The following is a 17,601-nucleotide window of genomic DNA, read 5'->3' on the forward strand; positions in this document are numbered from 1 at the left end:
GCGCCCCACCGCGGTGCCCCCACTACGGGGGAGACGGGTCACGGGAAGCAGTACGAGTCGGACGAGGCGTCCCCGCCCTGCAGCCGGGTCTGGTGCACCCGCAGCCCGCGGAAGTCCTCGCCGTGCGGGAAGAACCGGGTGTCCAGCGCGAAGCCTCCGTCGGACACATCGACGTCGAGCTTGGCCTGCCAGGCGCCGACCCCGTCGGGGTAGAACTGGTCGTCCCAGGCCCCGTAGAGGGAGTTGGTCACGTAGACCCGCCGGCCGTCGCGGCTCACCTCGACCATCTGTGGACCACCGGCGAGGCGCTCGTCGGGTGCCGCCGGATGCGCGACCCGCCCCACGATGCCGCCCAGCCGCACCGAACCGGTCTCGACGGGGTGGAACGGGTCGCTGACGTCGTACTGTTTGAGCTCGCCGGTGCCCCAGCAGGAGACGTAGAGGAAGCGGTCGTCGACGGAGAGGTCGATGTCGGTGACCAGCGGCGGCACCGCGCCGAAGGGCTTGAGCAGGTCGGGCAGGAGTTCGGAGTCGGCCGGCTCGGCGGGGATCGTGATCACCTTTGTGGCCGCCCACCGGTCGCCGTCGCGGTGCCAGACCCAGATCGATGCGGAGAGGTCCTCAACGCTGATCACCACGCCCACGAAGCCGTACGCCTTGGTCGGGTCGTGGGCGGGACGGAGCTCCAGCGGCATCTGGTGCTGGTCGCCGAGATCGACGGTCTGCACGTGGCGGCGACGACGCAGGTCCCAGAAGTGCAGCGCGTGGCCGTATTTCCGGCCGAGCAGAAGCTCACCGACGATGCCGTCCTCGATCATCGACGGTGTGCCCCACTCGGAGGTGACCATGACGTCCTGGGTGAGGTGCCACCAGAAGTCGTAGGCGAGGAACTGGGGCCCCCGCTCGGCCTCCCACGCGCCGCGGACCTCGAAGCTGGTGTGGTCGAGGATGGCGATCCCGCCGGGACCGTCCCGGCCGTCGCTTCCGCCGAGGGCGGAGACGTAGATGCCGTCAGGTCCACAGTGCACGGTGTGCGGCCGGGAGTAGCCGGCGTGCTTGCCGAGCTCCTCGGCCTGCAGCACCTTGACCACTTCCGGACGCGTCGGATCCGCCTTCGTGTCGAGGACGTAGAGCCGGGACGAGCGCAGCCCCGGCACGATCAGGTAGCGACGCTCGACGTGCGGGTGCGGGGCGGTGGGGCAGAGCGCGCTGCTACAGGCGTTCCACCCGAAGTGGTGCAGCTCGTCGCCGAGGTGCGGGAGATCTGTCCAACCGACCACGGTGCCGTAGCGGGCGGACTCGGGGTCGACGTCGACCACGGCGATCGCGTCGGGGCGTTGCGCGCTGCGGTCGAAGGCGGCCACGTAGGCGAGCTTCTCGGCGGGTGCGTTGCCCGCGTCGCGCGGGGAGGCGTAGAAGGTCGGGTCGGGGGTCCACCGGGTCATGTGCGGCTCCTCACAGCAGATGGGCCTGCACCGACGATAGGAGCGGGCCCGCGGCGGCGGAAGGCACCGTCTGGCATATGGGAACGTGTCAATGCGGCGGTGCGCCGCTCCCCGGAAACCGGAGGGCGGCGCACGATCTGCTCGTCGGCGTCACCTCTTGGTGGGGATCAGCTGCCCCACCAGGCCGTGCGTCTCGTCCTCCGGTCCCGCGCTGAACCACAGCGTGCCCTCGCCGCCCGTGGTCTCAGTGCCGGGCAGCAGCGCCCAGAGACCATCGATGGTGATCTCCTGGTCCTTCTCGTCCCGCAGTTGCCCCTCGAACTCGTCGCCCTCAAAGACGCCGATCCGGCCGTCGCCGAAGTTCCCGACCAGTAGGTCGCCGGTGAACTCGCCGAAGCCCTCCGGCGCGATGGCCAGGCCCCAGGGTGCATTGAGCGTGCCCTGGCTGGCGATCCGCTTCACCTTCCTGCCGAAGTCGGTGAACAGGTCGACGAAGCCGAGCCCGGCGCCGGCCACGTCGTCTTCGGCGGCCGCGTCCTGCTTGGCGTAGGTGACGTAGACCTTCTCGTCGACCGCCAACACGTTGAACGGCGCGAACCCTTTGGGCACGTCCGCGTCCTGGAAGGTGCCCGCCGGCAGTGACACCCGCTTGAAGTCCTCGTCGAAGACGTCGATGCGGGCGTTGTGGAAGTCGGTTGCGAGCAGGAAGTTCCCGGAATCGGTCTTCAGGAGCGTCGCTCCCTTGTAGATCGCGCCGTCCCCGTGCGCGACCTCGACCGCCGAGCCCCTCGCCTGCGGGTTCCACGCGAAGACCTTGCCCGCTTCGCCGACGAAGATGAACCGGGCCGGCTGGTCCTCGCCCGCGCCGGGCACCTCGAAGTCGTCAGTGTTGTTGAAAACGGCGCCCGTCGGCGCGCCATCGGGGATGGCGACGGAAATGGCCTCCTTCCTGACCGGCTTTCCACCGACCCCGCCGCTGTAGACCGTGGCGGTGTCCCTGCCGTTGTTCGCGACCCAGAGCGGGGTGTCCGGCCCGAGTGCCAGGCCCCAGGAGTTGACCGCGATCGGGTCGACGACGGACGGCTGGCGGCTGGCCTGGTCGGAGACCTGGTTGATCTGGGTGAAGCGGGGTGTGCGGTCGTCGTGGCTGTCGACCATGTCGTCGGCGTAGGCCGGGGCCGCGCCGCCGAGCAGCGTCAGCGCCACCGCGGTGCAGAGCGTCCTACGGAAATTGAGACGTCGAGTCACAAGGTTCCCCCCTTGCGTGTGATGGACACACGGTCTATCGGGGTGGACGGCCGATTGGTTATGGCTGGTCCCGATTTATCCCGCATTTCTTCCGGCGTGTTGCGGTGACGTATTGGCATAAATGATGTATAGGCATCGAGCCGGATCGGGACGCGCCGAGGGTGTCCCATCGACCCGGCTCAAGGGGGGACAGCGTCTGAGTGCTCGCGGTGCGATGGATGGGGCGCTGCGGCCGACCAGTTCGGCGATTGTGGCGAGGCCCTGCCCGGGCGTAAGGGGGCCACGCGCGCGTCGCGGCCCGCGCGCCCGGCGCAGCACCTCGCTAACGGTGAGCTCCGGGTCCGACCACGCCGCGCTGCGCTCAAGCCCGCTCGGGCGGAGCCCTATGAAACGACGGTCAGTGCTGGTCCTGCTCGGGCGCCGCCCGGCGGCGGGGCGCCGGGTCGATGGGTGCGTGCGAAAAGATCACCGGCGCGACCGGACGCGGGGGCGGCGCCCCGGTCGGTGGCGCCGACGGTTCATCGGCCGGTCCGGTCCCGCCGGGCTGCCGTGGGGGAGTGTGCTCACCCGTGATCACCAGCAGTTCGTAGGCCCGCTCGACCGGCAGCCGCCCGGACGCGATGGCGAGTCGCAGCGCCACCGGCGCGGCGCCGGGAAACACCCCGGCGGGCAGGTCGAGCACCCGGGGGTCGACGCCCCGCCGCGCGAGATAGGCCGCCGCCGCCGGCGGAACGTCTGCGTCCTTCCAGAGGCGGACCGTGTCCTCGGTGAAGCCCTCGTCGATCCACTCCGCCGCCTGGGCGCTGACCCGGTCGGCGACGTGCTGGGGGACCACGTCGCGGCCGCCCAGGTCGTCGCTGAGCAGCGCGCGCGCCATGGCGGAGAGCTGCTCGACCGGCACCCACCGGGTGCGGGGCGCCGCTCGCCGCGTGTCGGAGTCGGCCGGGGCGGACGGCAGATCACGCCGGGCGTCCGGGTTGAGTTGGGCCGGCATAGGTCTATCCAAACATGATCGAGAGTCGTCGCTCGGGAGAAGGGGGCATCCGACGAGTGTGGCGAAACCGTACCGCCACCCGGTATCGGGCGACGAACGTGTCGCGGGATATCGGTGTCCGCGTCAGGCGGGGTGGGCCGGCAGCAACCGCGGGGTGGGATCGTCGGGACGCGCGCCGCCGCGTGTTGTCGCTACCCGCCGGCTGGCGGGGATGCGGCCGATAGGCTCACGGTATGCGCAGGCTGCGGCAGCTCGCCGAGCAGACGCCGCCGTCGCGGGAGCGGGTGGTCGATCTGCTCCGCGCGCTGGCGATCACCGCCGTGGTCCTCGGGCACTGGCTGGTCATCGTGATCGGCTATGCCCCGGACGGGCGGCTGACCGGGCACAGCGCGCTGCAGGATCTGCCCTGGGCTCGGCCGGTCACCTGGGTGGTCCAGGTCCTCCCGCTGTTCTTCCTGGTCGGCGGGTATGCCAACGCCGCATCCCTCACGTCACACCGGGAACGGGGCGGCGACGCGGTCGACTGGCTGCTGGAGCGCGCCGCCCGCCTGCTGCGCCCCACCGCGGTGCTGCTGGTGGTGCTCGCCGCCGCCGCTTTCGGTGCGCGGCTGCTCGGCGCCGATCCGGTGCAGACCCGCACCGCCGTGTGGTTCGCGTCAATCCCGCTGTGGTTCCTCTCGCCGTACCTCGGCGCGGTGCTGCTGACCCCGCTGATGTACCGGCTGCACCGGCGCTTCGGCTTCGCCGTACCCCTGCTCCTGGTGGGTCTGGTCGCCCTCGGCGATCTCGCCCGGTTCCGGCACGCACCGGACATGCTCGCCGCGGGCAACCTGCTGTTCGGCTGGCTCGCCATCCACCAGCTCGGCTTCGCCTGGCGGGACGGGCGGCTGCCGGCGCGGCGGGCGGTCGCCCTGCCGTTGCTCTTCGGTGGGCTCACCGCTGCCCTGCTGGCGACCGTGGTCGGGCCCTACCCGGTCAGCATGATCAACGTGCCGGGTGAGCGGGTGCACAACATGTCACCGCCGAGCCTCGCCCTGCTCGCCCTCGCAACCGCGCAGATCGGGCTGGTGCTGCTGCTGCGCGACCGCGCCGAACGCGGGTTGCGACGGCCCCGGCCCTGGCAGGTGGTGGTCGCGGTGAACGCGGTCGTCCTCACGATCTTCCTGTGGCACATCAGCGCCGTGCTCCTGGTCGTCGGCGCCCTGTGGTCCGTCGATCTGCTGCCCACGCCCCCGGTGGGCTCCGCCGCCTGGCTGCTCTGGCGGCTTCCCTGGCTGCTGGCCCTGAGCGTGGCGCTGGCGCTGCTCGTCGCGGTCTTCGGCCGGGTCGAGCTACGCGGCTCGCGCCGCCCGTCCCGGTGGCCGCGCTGGCTCCCGCGCCGGATCGCCGCGCTGCTCGCCCACCGGAGCGTCCGCCCGGTGCTCACCGTGGTCGGCGTCGCGCTCGCCGTGCTCGGGTTGGCCGGCAACAACCTCGCCCCGAAGACCGCACCCGCGCTGTTCGGGGTCCCGACCACCGCGCTGGTCGCCTTCCTGCTCGGCATGACGATCCTGGAGATGGTGCGGGCGGCACCGTCCGCGATCCGTGCAGAGGAACGCCCACCCGACCGGGCGGGTTGACCCCGTCGCGGGCCCGCGGCCACCCCGGTCACGTCGTGCGGCGGCCACTCTCGGGCGCGGCTGTCGTCACCGGTGCCCGTCACCGCCGCGCAGCTGCTCGCTGAACCACCCGGCCGCCTGGTCGGCGACCTGCTCCAACGTGCCCGGCTCCTCGAAGAGGTGGGTGGCGCCGGAAATCACCCGCACCTGCGCCACGCCGGGCATCGCCGCCCGCGCCTCCTCGTTGAGCTGCAGCACCTCCTCGTCGAGGGAGCCGACCAGCAGGAGCGTCGGAGCCCGCACGTCGCGCAGCGACGCGCCGGCCAGATCCGGCCGGCCGCCGCGGGAGACCACCGCCCGCACCACGTCGGGGCGGGCCGCCGCCGCGACCAGTGCGGCCGCGGCGCCCGTACTGGCCCCGAAGAGCCCCACCGGTAGCGAACCGGTCGGGCGTTGCGCCCGGAGCCAGTCCACGATGCCGAAGACCCGCTCGGCGAGGAGTGCGATGTCGAAACGCAGATGCCCGGTCTGCTCGTCGATCCGCTCCTCGTCGATCGTGAGCAGGTCGGCCAGAATCGTGGCCATCGCGTGCCGGTTGAGCACCCTGGCCACGGCGCGGTTGCGCGGGCTGTGCCGGGAGCTTCCGCTGCCGTGCGCGAAGAGCACCACCCCGGCCGCGTTCGGCGGGATCACCACATCGGCGTTCAACCGGGCGTCGCCGGTCGGAATGACCGTGGCGGTCGTCTGGGTCTCCATGGTTCGGCCTCCCGTGACGGTCAGTCAGGACCGGGGCGGGGTGTCAGACCCCCGCCGGGTACGTCTCCGGCTCCATCGCGTCGGCGCGCCGTGTACGCAGCGGGACGACCCCCTGCGTCTCGTCGAACCAGGCGAACGCGTCGTAGCGTCCGCCGAGCACGGTCGGCACGTAGTTGCCCCACGCCTCCCGATCGGGGTGGTAGACCACCCCGATCGCCCGGTGGTCGATCTCCTCGGTGAGCAGGTGCGGCTGCCCGTCGCGGGGGAAGACGAAGAGCGCCTGCGGCGGTGCCGAGTCGTGCAGCGCCGCCTCCAGCGATCCGCGCCGCGCCGGTGGCACCGTCATCCGCTGCATCGGCGCGCCCCAGGCGTCGCCGGCGACCACCATGCCGCGGTGGGTGCCGAAACCGACGAGCACCACCCGGTCCGCGCCGTACCGCTCCCGCGCGAGCTGGCCGATGTTGATCTCACCCGCCTCGGCCATGTCCGTCGCCCGCGCGTCGCCGACGTGCGTGTTGTGCGCCCAGACGACCGCCTTGGAGTGCGGGCCGTAGTAGCCCAGCAGCCGTTCGAGCGTCTCGTCCATGTGCCGGTCGCGGACGTTCCACGACTCGCCGCCGCCCCGCACCATCGCCCGGTAGTACCGTTCGGCGCCCGCGACGACCTCCGCGTTCTGCCAGGCCGCGAACTGCGACCAGCGCTCGTCGTCCGCGCTCGGCCCGGACGGCGGGTACGGCGGGACGGGCCGTCCCATCCGCTCCCGCAACTCGACCAGGAGCGCGACCACCTCTTCCTCGCAGCCGGCCGGCACGAACCGGGTCGCGAGCGCGTAGTTCTGCGGATCCTCGCCGTGCGGCTCGAAGCACCGGTAGGCCCGCAGCGCCACCGGCACCGATTCCGGTTCGTTCTCGCGCAGGTAGACCAGAATCTCCCGCAGCGATTCCCACAGCGAGTAGACGTCCAGGCCGTGGAACCCGGCCCGTGCTGACTCGTCCACCGTGGAATTGTGTCGACGCATCCACCGGGAGAAGTCCGCGACCTCCTCGTTCGCCCACATCCAGGTCGGCCACCGTTCGAACTGGCCCAGCGCGTCGCGGGGATCGGCGGGGGCGTTGGGACGGCAGCGGACGCTGCGGTCCACCCGGTCGCAGTCCGGCCAGTCACCCTCGACGGCCACGAACGAGAAGCCGCACTCCTCGATCAGCCGGCGGCTCAGCATCGCCCGCCACTGGTAGAACTCGTGCGTGCCGTGGCTCGCCTCGCCCAGCATCACCACCCGGGCGTCGCGGGCGCGCTCCAGCAGCACATCGAGGTCGCCGGCGTCGGTCAACGGGGCGGCCAGGTCGGCGATCTCGTCACGGTAGCGTGCCATCACGTTCTCCTCGCGCTCGCCGGTCTGCCCGCTGGCAATGTCCCCGCACCCGTCGTCGTGCTCCCTGGCCCGGGCGTACCCGGCGCGGAGGTGCCGAAACGGCGGGCCCCGACGTCGCGCCGGCGTTTGTCGCCCCTGCCGTCGGGTAGCCGGGCCGGGACAGAAGGGAGGGCGCCATGACCGCCAAGCAGCCGCGCCCGGAGCGGGAGCCGATGAGGTCCGCCGGCGGCGGGACCGACCGCGCGGGTCAGAAACAGCGTGCCGAGCAACGCGACTGGGAGGACGAGGCCGCGGAGGCGCGTACCGCGGACGACCCGCGCGCCCGAACGCCGCACGACCGGACCGGTACGCCGTCCATCGGCGAGCGGGACAGGGCCTGACCCGGTCAGCTGCGGCGCCCGTACCGGCGAGACCGTTCGATCGGACGGCAATGGTGCGCGACGTGGTGCAGTAGTTCAAGAGTTCACGATTCGCTTTGTCACGCCGTACGCCGGGGGTCTCCCCGGCGTACGGCGTCGTGCTGTGCCTCCGACGCTGCCCGGATCTCGTTCGGCCAGCGGCCCGGTGGGGGTTCGCGCCGGGTTTCCCGCCGCGGCGGCCGGGTAGCCGCGCGGACGCTGGCGGTGCGTCGGCCGTCGCGGAAGGGGCGCCGATGGACAAGTGGGAGTACGGCTACCTGTATTTCGTGCAGACCACCGGCAAACCCGACAAAGGAGTGATCCCGCCCGGACCCACCGTGGTCGTCGTCGCCGACCGCTCCGGGCACACCTGCGCGCCCCTGAAGGGCCGGCGACTCGAGGTGCTCAACGACCTCGGTGCGGCCGGCTGGATGATCAGCGACGGCTACTGGACGTGCCAGCACGTCCGCTGGCTCTGCAAGGCGATCAAGAGCGTCGAGGGCGTGGAGTCGATGACGGGCTACTGGCAGTTCTTCATGCGCCGCCCACTCGCGGAGGAGAAGCCGAAGCCGCCGGCCGAGGAGAAGTCCAAGCCGCCGGCCGAGGAGAAGTCCAAGCCGCCGGCCGAGGAGAAGTCCAAGCCGCCGGCCGAGGAGAAGGCGGAACCGTCGGGGGAGGAGAAGCCCAAGCCCTCGTCGACGTGATGCCGCCGACGGCCGCGGCGGTGACCGCGCCGACGCACCGGGGCATCGACGTACTGTCCCCTGCTGGTCAGCACGTTATAGTTGCGCCACGCCAGGTGCCCGGGCCCGTTCTCGACGCCGGGCGTTCTCGACGCCGTCGCGTCCGCCGGCGTCGTGGCGTGGTCCGGGATGGGCTGGTCGAGGGGTGACCCGGCCGGGCTGGGGAGGGAGACTCGTGTCGTATCCGTCTGCGCAGCAGGAGTCCGCGCGGACACCGACCGACGCGGGCCACCACCGGATCCTGACCATCCCCAACGTGATCAGCTTCGCCCGTCTGCTGGGTGTTCCGCTCTTCCTGTACCTCTTCCTGGTCGCCCACGCCGACGTCGCCGCCATCGTCGTGCTGGCGCTCGGCGGGACCACCGACTGGGTCGACGGCTACATCGCGCGTCGGCTGCGGCAGGTGAGCCGCCTCGGTGAGCTGCTCGATCCGTTCGCCGACCGCCTCTACATCCTGGCCACCCTCGTCGCGTTCACCGTCCGCGAGGTGGTGCCCTGGCGGTTCACCGCGGCGCTGCTGGCGCGCGAGGTGATGCTCGGCGTCTGCCTGGCGGTGCTTCGCCGCTACGGCTACGGGCCGCCCCCGGTGCACTACGTGGGCAAGACCGCCACGTTCATCCTCCTCGCAGCGTTCCCGGTGCTCCTGCTCGCGGCGACGGGCATCGCCGCAGGCGTCGCGGGCGCGATCGGCTGGGGACTCGCCTGGTGGGGGTTGATCCTCTACTGGGTCGCCGGCGTCCTCTACGTGGTGCAGGCCGTGACGCTGGTCCGCGCCGTCCGGGGCGCGCCCGCGGAGGCGGCATGACGGCGCCGGCGCAGCGCGGTTCGCAGCCGGGGGAACGGGTCCGCACGTTCGCGCCCGACTTCCTCACCGAACTCTTCCGTAACCCGCTCGAACCCGGCTACGCCGACGCGGCCGCCCGCCGCGCCGAGGCCGGGCCGCAGACCGGCTGGCGCGGGACGGCTCCGCAGGTGGCCACGGCGCTCGTCCTGGCGCTGGTCGGTTTCCTGCTCATCGTGGCCTACCGGCAGACCGTCGCCGAGGCGCCGAGCCGGTCGCAGGCGCGGTCCGGGCTGGTCACCCAGATCAAACAGCGCGAGACGCTGACCGACCGGCTCCAGGAGCGTGCCGACGGTCTCCGCGTGGAGGTGGGCCAGAAGCGGGACGCCGCCCTGACCGACACCGACGCGGCCCGCCTGCGCGACCTGGAGGCGTCGACGGGTTTCAGCCGCGTGCGCGGTGACGGGATCGTCGTCCGGGTCGCCGACGCCCCCACGGCCGTCGATCCCGTGACGGGCAAGGGACAGGCCGACGATCTGGGCCGGGTGCTCGATCGGGACCTGCAGGACATCGCCAACGGGCTATGGAGCGCGGGTGCCGAGGCGATCGCGATCAACGGCCAGCGGCTCACGGCGACCTCCACGATCCGGGCCGCCGGCCGGGCCATCCTCGTCGACTTCCGTCCGGTGACCGGCCCCTACGAGGTCTCCGCGATCGGCCCCGACCAGATGGAACGGCGCTTCAAGGACACCCCGGCCGCCCGCCTGCTGCGCCAGGTCTCCGCCGACCACGGCATGTCCTACGCCGTACGCTCCGCCGGTAACCTCAGCCTTCCGGCCGCCGGTGAGCCGCAGTTGCGGTACGCGCGACCGTCCCCCCCACCCGTCCCGACCCCGTCGGGCTCCGGGCCGTCCACCAGTCCTCCCGCGCCGACCGGCGCAGAGGCCTCCAGCAGCCCCTCGGGAGGCGGCCGATGATTCCAGTCCTCGCCCTGATCGTCGGGGTGGTCCTCGGCGTCTACTTCGATCCGATGGTGCCGGCCGCACTGCAGCCGTACCTGCCGATCGCCGTGGTGGCGGCGTTGGACGCGGTCTTCGGCGGCATCCGGGCCAAGCTCGACAAGATCTTCGACGACAAGCAGTTCGTGATCTCGTTCATCTCGAACGTGCTGGTCGCGGGCGTCATCGTCTACCTCGGTGACCAGCTCGGCGTCGGCGGGCAGCTCTCCACCGGCGTGGTCGTCGTCCTCGGCGTGCGGATCTTCGGCAATGTGGCCGCCATCCGCCGACACCTGTTCCGGGCGTAGGTTCGACGGCGATGACCGAGGACCAGAGGAAGCAGAGCGGCTCCGGCGATCCGGTGCCGGGTACGCCGTCCGCGGAGCAGGAGATCACCGTGGCGCTGCCCGCCGATGCCGGGGCGCCGGCCGCGTCGCAGCCCGAAACCGGTGCCGGGTCCAGCGCCCCGGCCGTCCCGCCGCTCCCGGCCACCCCGCAGGCCGATGCCGACCCGGTGCCGGCGGCCGACGATGCTCCGCGCGCCGACGCGGCTCCGACGATCGACGTCGCTCCGACGGCCGACGATGCTCCGCCCGCATCCGGCGGTCCCGTTCCGGCGGCGCCGGCGGCCGTGACCGGACCGAGCACCCCCCGCACCACCGCACCCGCGGTCGACGCTCCCCGGGTTGACCCCACGGCTGATGGCGCTGCGGCGGCCGACGGCACCGCGGCCGGTGCCGCGCCGGCGAAGCGGAAGCTCACGTCGGCCGGCGTCATGATCGCGGTGCTCGTCGCGCTGCTCGGGTTCACCCTCGTCGTACAGGTCAAGAACAACTCCGCCGATCCGACGCTGGGCGCCGCGCGGCAGGAGGACCTGGTCCGGATCCTGTCCGACCTGGAGGCCCGCGAAGAGCGGCTTCGGCAGGACATCTCAACGCTGGAGGAGAGTCAGCGCCAGCTGAACTCCGGCGCACAGGGACGGCAGGCCGCCCTGCAGGAGGCCACCCGGCGCGCCGACGAGCTCGGCATTCTCGCCGGCATGCTCCCGGCGCGCGGCCCCGGGCTCACCATCCGGTTCGCGAGCAGCGGGGAGCCGATCCGGGCCGCCGCCCTCCTCGACGCGGTCCAGGAGTTGCGCGGCGCGGGGGCCGAGGCGATGCAGATCGGCGGCGGCGACGGCAGCATCGCCCGGATCGTCGCGGCGACGTTCTTCCTCGACGCGGACGGCGGTGTCAACGTGGGTGGCCGGCGTTTGACCGGCCCGTACACGATCACGGTCATCGGCGATCCGAAGACGATGCGAACAGCGCTCAACATTCCCGGTGGGGTGGTCGCGTCGGTCAGCGGTGACGGCGGTAACGTGACGGTCCAAGAACACGAAGTGGTCGACGTGACGGCACTGAGCAAACCGAAAGATCTGCAGCACGCGCGCCCGGTATCCTGACCGGCGCGCTCACGCCGGTTCCGGCGTGGACCGAGCAGCGACGACGAAGGACCGGCTGTGATTCCTGAGGACCTGCGATACACCGCGGAGCATGAGTGGATCGCCGGCGACGGCGTAGCGGGCCCGGTACGGGTCGGCATCACCCATTTCGCGCAGGATGCGCTCGGTGACATCGTCTTCGTCCAGCTTCCGGACGAGGGCACTGTCGTCGAGGCCGGTGAATCGCTCGGTGAAGTCGAGTCGACCAAGAGCGTGTCGGAGATCTACGCGCCCATGTCGGGCACGGTGGTGGCCCGCAACGACAAGCTCGCGTCCGCTCCAGAGGAGATCAACGCCGATCCGTACGGGTCGGGTTGGCTCCTGGAGATCGCTCCCAGCGATCCCGCCGCGGTCGGCGATCTGTTGACCGCTGCGGCCTACCGAGAGCTCACCGATAGTTGAGCGCGGGCATCGGCAAGCTATGTTGTGCCCGCGAGTCTTGTTGACCCTATATTTCGGCGCTGGCTAGGCTCGCCCAGTCGACCGAGAAGCCAACAGTTGCGCGTTGTGGAAATATGCCTTCCCGGGCACGGGGGAGCCATCCGCCGGGCCATACAGCCCGGCGGTTGACCCGACACACCCGACGCCGACCGAACAGATCCGTGAGGTGGTCCCATGACGCGCCCAGGCGACGAGTTCCCCCCGCTCGACGTCACGTCGACGCTGAACCTCGGTTCGCTCGATGAAGTCCTGGAGGGTCCGGACGCCGACGTGGTTCCGAGCCGGATGTCCGGCTCCCTGCCGCCCGGCATGGCGCTGCTCGTCGTCCGGCGTGGTCCCAACGCCGGTGCGCGGTTCCTGCTGGATCACGACGTGACCACCAGCGGCCGGCATCCCGACAGCGACATCTTCCTCGACGACGTGACCGTGTCGCGCCGCCACGCCGAATTCCACCGTGACGGCGGCACGTTCACCGTCCGCGACGTCGGCAGCCTCAACGGCACCTACGTCAACCGGGAGCGCGTCGAGGCGGCGACCCTGAGCAACGGTGACGAGGTGCAGATCGGCAAGTTCCGGCTGGTCTTCATCGCGGGACCGCGGCCGGAGGACGAGGCCGGCCGGGGTTGATCGAAGCGAGCGAGCGGATCGGCTTGCTCGGCAGTAGTGTCCGGATGAGGGCCGGGCGGAGCGAGGTGGTTGCGTGAGCGAGCAGGCGGCGGTGGCACACACCGCGGGCACCGCGTCGGCGCTGATGAGCATCGGCGAGGTGCTCACTCATCTGCGCGTCGAGTTCCCCGACACGACCATCTCCAAACTGCGGTTCCTGGAGGCCGAAGGGCTGGTCGAGCCAGAGCGCACGCCGGCCGGTTACCGCAAGTACAGCTGGGAGGACGTCGCCCGGCTCCGGTTCGTGCTGACCGCGCAACGCGACCAGTACCTGCCGCTGCGGGTGATCCGGGAGCAGTTGGCGGCGCTCGATGAGGGCCCGGAGCCGGCCGGACGGCAGCGTCCGGCGCTGGTGGCGGTCGGGCCGACGGGGGAGGTCCCCCATCGGGGGCACATCGACTCCGCGCCGGTCGATGTACGACTCAGCCGGAGCGACCTGGTGGAGCGCGGCGGCGTCGACGAGTCGACGTTGACCGAGCTCGAACGGCTCGGACTGATCGTGTCCCGATCACCGGGCTGGTATGACGCGGACGCGCTGGTGATCGCCCAGACGGCCGCCGGACTCGGCGCGTACGGGCTGGAGCCGCGCCATCTGCGCGCGTTCCGCACGGCGGCGGACCGGGAGGTCGGGCTCTTCGCACAGCTGATCGCGCCGTTGGCCCGGCAGAACGATCCGGCGGCGCGGGCCAGGGCGGCCGAGACGGCGCGCGAACTGGTCGGGCTCGCGCAGCGGCTGCACGCGGCGCTGCTCCGCGCAGGGTTGGGTGACGCGCTGGGCCAGTGACGGGCGGGCTCACGCCGGCGCGAGCAGGGATGCCGGAAACAGCCGAGCCTACGGGCTTGCCGTAGGCTCGGCTGGGTAACCCTTCTGATACCGGGGGGCACCGCGTGCGCAGCGCGTGCAGGACGATCGTCCTATAGCCCGTGTACGGTTCAGGGAGGCTGCGGTGCTGGGATTTCGGGTGCCGGGGGACACGACAACGACACGGAGGCGGCGGTGCGCGAGCTGAGCGTGGTCGGGGTTCGGGTGGAACTGCCCAGCAACCAGCCGATCGTGCTGCTCAGAGAGGTCGACGGAGATCGTTATCTGCCGATCTGGATCGGCGCGGTCGAGGCAACCGCGATCGCTTACGAGCAGCAGGGCGTGAAGCCGGCCCGACCGCTGACCCATGATCTGTTGCGCGACATCCTGGCGGCGCTGAAGTCTCCGCTGCACGCGGTGGAGATCATCGAGCTGAAGGAAAACGTCTTCTACGCCGACCTGCTGATTGGCGACAACGTCCGCATCTCCGCCCGGCCGAGTGACTCGATCGCGCTGGCGCTACGGGTCGGCGCGCCGATCCGGTGCGCGGAACAGGTTCTCACCGAGGCCGGCATCGTCATCCCCGACGAGCAGGAGGACGAGGTGGAGAAGTTCCGGGAGTTCCTGGAACAGGTCAGCCCGGAGGACTTCGCGGGCTAGTCTGGGGCGGGGTGCGACACCCCGCCGGGCATGGCCGCAGGGCGTGTTCGTCCGTTCGCGGCGTGTCGCGGTAAAGCTTCCCCGGTGCCCCTCATGATGCGCTATAGGGTTGCCGTGTCGAGGGGTGCACGTCCCACTGGGGGCGGGGCACCGCACTGGCGGGGAGGTTGCCGCATGCATGAGCCACGAGACGCTGATCGGGCTTCATCGGAGCTTCCCGGTGCCGAGGCAGGCCCACCGGCCGCTGCATTTTACGACGTCGATGGCAGCGTCGGCTACCGCGGCGTGACCGCCTGCCACGCCGTGGGGATCAGCTACCGCCAACTGGACTACTGGGCGCGGACCACGCTGGTGGTCCCGAGCATCCGCGATGCCTCCGGCTCCGGCACCCAGCGCCTCTACTCGTTCCGGGATCTCGTCGTCCTGAAGGTCGTCAAGCGACTGCTCGACGCGGGTGTCTCGCTGCAGAACATCCGCAAGGCGATCGAGACGCTGCGTTCGCGCGGCGTCGAGGACCTGGCCGGGATCACCCTGATCTCCGACGGCACGACGGTATACGAGTGCAGGTCTCCGGAAGAGGTCGTCGATCTGCTCCAGGGCGGACAGGGGGTCTTCGGCATCGCGATCGGCGGTGCGTTCAAGGAGGTCCAGGGGTCGCTTTCGCACCTGCCCGCGGAGCCGGCGGCGCCGCCGACGGAGCAGGTCGAGGCGGCGGTCTCCGACGTCGCCGGCGACGAACTGGCCGCGCGTCGTGCCCGGCGCCGGGCCGGCTGACGTTCCCGTCCTGCCGTGTCCCCCCGTGGCGGTCCACACCGGCCCACAATGGGATCGTGAGCGTCGACCCCTCTGCAACAACGCCCGGTTCCGCCCGTAGCCTGTCGACTCCGCCGCCGCGTGCCACCCGTGCGACGCGGCTCTGGGTGCGCCGCCTGTTGGTGACCGCTCTGGCCGGTGCGTTCCTCCTTCCCTTGGCGATGGTCGGCAGCGTCGTATGGCTGCGCTCCGCGGCCCGCGACCACCTTTTCGATCTGGATTCCGTACCCCGGGCCCCGGTGGGCCTCGTGCTCGGGGCGAAGGTGCATCCCGATGGCACGCCGTCGGCGTTCCTCGCCGCCCGACTGGAGTTGGCGAAGCGGCTGTACGACGCGGGAAAGGTGCGCGCGCTGCTGGTCTCCGGCGACCACGCCCGGTGGGAGTATGACGAGCCCGGCGCGATGCGACGGTGGCTGGTTGAGCACGGGGTGCCGGCGGAGAAGGTGGTCCTCGACCATGCCGGTTTCGACACGTACGACTCGTGCCTGCGGGCGCACCGCGTCTTCGGCGTCGATCAGGCGATCGTCGTGACGCAGAGCTTCCACATCGCCCGCGCGGTCACCCTGTGTCGGGAAGTCGGAATCGACGCGGTGGGGGTCGGCGACGCGTCCGTCAGCCGGTTCGAGCGGTCCTGGGCGCGCGGCGCGATGCGCGAGTACGGCGCCGGCGTCAAGGCGCTCTACGACATCGCGACCCGCCGTGAGCCCGTCTTCCTCGGTCCCCGCGAGCGCGGCGTCGACGAGGCGCTGCGTCCCTGACCCCGCCGCCGTGGCCCTACGCCACGGGCCGCCGGCCCCCCCGCCGCGTGGCTGCCATCGATCAAGGACTTATGTGTCGATCAAGGGCGTATTCACACGATCGGTGATCGAATAATGCGAATACGCCCTTGATCGACGGGGCGGGGAGCGGCGGGACGGCAGCGGCGGGGCGGCGGGGCGGGGAGCTACTCGTCCGTGGCGTGGACGTCGATCTGAGCGAGCTCCTCGGGGGTGAACTGCGGGGTGTCGAGCGCGCCGAGGTTGCCCTCCAGCTGCGCGACGCTGCTCGCTCCGATGATGACGCTGGTCATGCGTGGGTCGCGCAATGCCCAGGAGAGCGCCAGCTGCGCCAGGGACTGCCCGCGTCGCTCGGCGATCCCGGTGAGTGCCCGCACCTTGCCCATCGTGGACTCGCTGAGGTCGCTCTCGTTGAGGAACACACTGGTCCGCACGCGGGAGTCGGCGGGAATCCCGCGCAGGTAACGGTCGGTGAGTAGACCCTGGGCGAGCGGGCTGTACGCGATGCAGCCGGCGCCGACCCGCTCGAGGGTGTCGAGCAGGCCGTCCCGCTCCACCCACCGGTTCACCATGGAGTAGGAGGGCTGGTGGATGAGGAGTGGCGTGCCCAGTTCCCGCAGGATCGCGGCGGCCTGCCCGGTCTGCTCGGCGGTGTAGTTGGAGATGCCGACGTAGAGGGCCTTGCCGGCGCGGACGGCCGCGTCGAGCGCGCCCATCGTCTCCTCCAGCGGGGTGTCCGGGTCGAAGCGGTGACTGTAGAAGATGTCCACATAGTCCAGCCCGAGTCGGCGCAGCGACTGGTCGAGGGACGCGGTGAGGTTCTTCCGCGAACCCCACTCACCGTACGGGCCGGACCACATGTGATAGCCCGCCTTCGTGGAGATGACCAGTTCGTCGCGGTACGGCGCGAAGTCGCCCGCCAGGATGCGGCCGAAGTTCTCCTCGGCGGATCCGGGCGGCGGCCCGTAGTTGTTGGCCAGGTCGAAGTGGGTGACCCCGAGGTCGAAGGCGCGCCGGCAGATGTCGCGCTGGCGCTGCCACGGGCGCTCGTGACCGAAGTTGTGCCACAGTCCGAGGGAGATGGAGGGCAGTCGGAGTCCGCTGCGCCCGGCGCGGCGGTAGGTCATCGACTCGTAGCGGTCGTCGGCGGCGAGATAGGTCACCGGGCAAGCCTAGGTGCCGGTCTGTCGATCTTCTACCGGAAGCGGATGCGACGCCGGCCGCGCTCGTGATTCGCTGCCGTTCCTGCTGAAGGACCGCGGGTGATGTCGGTCACGGGACATAACCGTTTCAGGAACGATTCGTGTCGCCCGATCTCCACGCAGAGTGTCCAGGGAGCGGTCCCGATCGGGTTCATCGGCAACGCGGGGCGGGATCCGGCGTCCACCTCAGGGGCTTAACCGGTCGGGCCCGCCGCCCGCGCAAGATCGGCGCGCGTGGGTGATGCCTGCTACGAAGGTCCACGCTGGTAGCGTTGTTCTTGCCGGTACCACCCGCGCGGGAGAGACCGTCCGACCCACCAGGTAGGCGGCGCCGAAGGGGCAAATCCTCCCCGGAACCTCTCAGGCAAAAGGACCACGCGGGCAGGCGACTCTGAAGTGTGTGCGCGCCAGCGCGGGCGCGCGAC

19 protein-coding genes and 1 riboswitch are annotated in these 17,601 nt (G+C 71.3%); of the genes, 13 read left to right on the top strand and 6 right to left on the bottom strand.

Annotated elements, in window-relative coordinates:
* Positions 1 to 38: 38 nt before the first annotated feature.
* From AB0J06_RS18915 to AB0J06_RS18925, 3 genes are all read right to left on the bottom strand, one after another.
* The gene (locus tag AB0J06_RS18915) at positions 39 to 1,445 is read right to left on the bottom strand and encodes a selenium-binding family protein (RefSeq protein WP_357430193.1); all 1,407 of its coding nucleotides are present in this window, start codon (positions 1,443 to 1,445) and stop codon (positions 39 to 41) included.
* 150 nt (positions 1,446 to 1,595) lie between these two features.
* Positions 1,596 to 2,693, bottom strand: a complete 1,098-nt coding sequence (locus AB0J06_RS18920) for a TIGR03118 family protein (protein WP_357430195.1) — start codon at positions 2,691 to 2,693, stop codon at positions 1,596 to 1,598.
* Between the two features lie 397 nt (positions 2,694 to 3,090).
* Positions 3,091 to 3,687, bottom strand: a complete 597-nt coding sequence (locus tag AB0J06_RS18925) for a hypothetical protein (protein WP_357430197.1) — start codon at positions 3,685 to 3,687, stop codon at positions 3,091 to 3,093.
* Between the two features lie 233 nt (positions 3,688 to 3,920).
* On the opposite strand from AB0J06_RS18925, the gene AB0J06_RS18930 reads away from it, so the two are divergent.
* Positions 3,921 to 5,306, top strand: a complete 1,386-nt coding sequence (locus AB0J06_RS18930; RefSeq protein WP_357430199.1) for an acyltransferase — start codon at positions 3,921 to 3,923, stop codon at positions 5,304 to 5,306.
* A gap of 66 nt (positions 5,307 to 5,372) precedes the next feature.
* On the opposite strand, the gene AB0J06_RS18935 is transcribed toward AB0J06_RS18930, so the two are convergent.
* Positions 5,373 to 6,041, bottom strand: a complete 669-nt coding sequence (locus tag AB0J06_RS18935; protein WP_357430201.1) for a dienelactone hydrolase family protein — start codon at positions 6,039 to 6,041, stop codon at positions 5,373 to 5,375.
* 43 nt (positions 6,042 to 6,084) lie between these two features.
* A complete protein-coding gene (locus AB0J06_RS18940) occupies positions 6,085 to 7,311 on the bottom strand; it encodes an erythromycin esterase family protein (RefSeq protein ID WP_357430280.1) in 1,227 nt (408 codons plus the stop codon).
* Between the two features lie 278 nt (positions 7,312 to 7,589).
* Between AB0J06_RS18940 and AB0J06_RS18945 the strand changes: the two genes are divergently transcribed.
* The 12 genes from AB0J06_RS18945 (at position 7,590) to AB0J06_RS19000 (ending at position 15,956) form a co-directional block, all read left to right on the top strand.
* Positions 7,590 to 7,793, top strand: a complete 204-nt coding sequence (locus tag AB0J06_RS18945) for a hypothetical protein (protein ID WP_357430283.1) — start codon at positions 7,590 to 7,592, stop codon at positions 7,791 to 7,793.
* A 272-nt stretch (positions 7,794 to 8,065) separates the two neighbouring features.
* On the top strand, positions 8,066 to 8,515 hold the full coding sequence (locus AB0J06_RS18950; RefSeq protein WP_357430203.1) for a hypothetical protein: 450 nt from the start codon (positions 8,066 to 8,068) through the stop codon (positions 8,513 to 8,515).
* 214 nt (positions 8,516 to 8,729) lie between these two features.
* Positions 8,730 to 9,359 carry a CDP-alcohol phosphatidyltransferase family protein gene (locus AB0J06_RS18955; protein WP_357430205.1) on the top strand — a complete coding sequence of 210 codons (630 nt, stop codon included), beginning with the start codon at positions 8,730 to 8,732 and terminating at the stop codon, positions 9,357 to 9,359.
* Positions 9,356 to 10,312, top strand: a complete 957-nt coding sequence (locus AB0J06_RS18960) for a DUF881 domain-containing protein (protein ID WP_357430207.1) — start codon at positions 9,356 to 9,358, stop codon at positions 10,310 to 10,312. Before AB0J06_RS18955 ends, AB0J06_RS18960 begins: the two co-directional genes overlap by 4 nt.
* Positions 10,309 to 10,641 (top strand): small basic family protein, encoded by a 333-nt coding sequence (locus tag AB0J06_RS18965; RefSeq protein ID WP_357430209.1) that lies wholly within the window; start codon positions 10,309 to 10,311, stop codon positions 10,639 to 10,641. The genes AB0J06_RS18960 and AB0J06_RS18965 overlap by 4 nt, the downstream gene beginning before the upstream one ends.
* A gap of 251 nt (positions 10,642 to 10,892) precedes the next feature.
* Positions 10,893 to 11,777: a DUF881 domain-containing protein gene (locus AB0J06_RS18970; RefSeq protein WP_357430281.1), complete on the top strand. Its 885-nt coding sequence runs from the start codon at positions 10,893 to 10,895 to the stop codon at positions 11,775 to 11,777.
* Positions 11,778 to 11,834: 57 nt separating this feature from the next.
* The gene (gene gcvH / locus AB0J06_RS18975; protein ID WP_357430211.1) at positions 11,835 to 12,218 is read left to right on the top strand and encodes a glycine cleavage system protein GcvH; all 384 of its coding nucleotides are present in this window, start codon (positions 11,835 to 11,837) and stop codon (positions 12,216 to 12,218) included.
* Between the two features lie 213 nt (positions 12,219 to 12,431).
* Positions 12,432 to 12,884, top strand: a complete 453-nt coding sequence (locus AB0J06_RS18980) for an FHA domain-containing protein (RefSeq protein ID WP_357430213.1) — start codon at positions 12,432 to 12,434, stop codon at positions 12,882 to 12,884.
* 124 nt (positions 12,885 to 13,008) lie between these two features.
* Positions 13,009 to 13,707, top strand: coding sequence for a MerR family transcriptional regulator (locus AB0J06_RS18985; RefSeq protein WP_357430282.1), 699 nt, complete (start codon positions 13,009 to 13,011; stop codon positions 13,705 to 13,707).
* 213 nt (positions 13,708 to 13,920) lie between these two features.
* Positions 13,921 to 14,385, top strand: coding sequence for a bifunctional nuclease family protein (locus AB0J06_RS18990; RefSeq protein ID WP_357430215.1), 465 nt, complete (start codon positions 13,921 to 13,923; stop codon positions 14,383 to 14,385).
* 174 nt (positions 14,386 to 14,559) lie between these two features.
* Positions 14,560 to 15,159 carry a MerR family transcriptional regulator gene (locus AB0J06_RS18995; RefSeq protein WP_357430217.1) on the top strand — a complete coding sequence of 200 codons (600 nt, stop codon included), beginning with the start codon at positions 14,560 to 14,562 and terminating at the stop codon, positions 15,157 to 15,159.
* A gap of 56 nt (positions 15,160 to 15,215) precedes the next feature.
* Positions 15,216 to 15,956, top strand: coding sequence for an ElyC/SanA/YdcF family protein (locus tag AB0J06_RS19000; protein ID WP_357430219.1), 741 nt, complete (start codon positions 15,216 to 15,218; stop codon positions 15,954 to 15,956).
* Positions 15,957 to 16,141: 185 nt separating this feature from the next.
* On the opposite strand, the gene mgrA is transcribed toward AB0J06_RS19000, so the two are convergent.
* On the bottom strand, positions 16,142 to 17,137 hold the full coding sequence (gene mgrA, locus AB0J06_RS19005) for an L-glyceraldehyde 3-phosphate reductase (protein WP_357430221.1): 996 nt from the start codon (positions 17,135 to 17,137) through the stop codon (positions 16,142 to 16,144).
* Between the two features lie 325 nt (positions 17,138 to 17,462).
* Positions 17,463 to 17,562: riboswitch (glycine riboswitch) on the top strand.
* Positions 17,563 to 17,601 lie beyond the last annotated feature (39 nt).

This window comes from Micromonospora sp. NPDC049679, assembly GCF_040659735.1.
Classification (GTDB): Bacteria; Actinomycetota; Actinomycetes; order Mycobacteriales; family Micromonosporaceae; genus Micromonospora_I.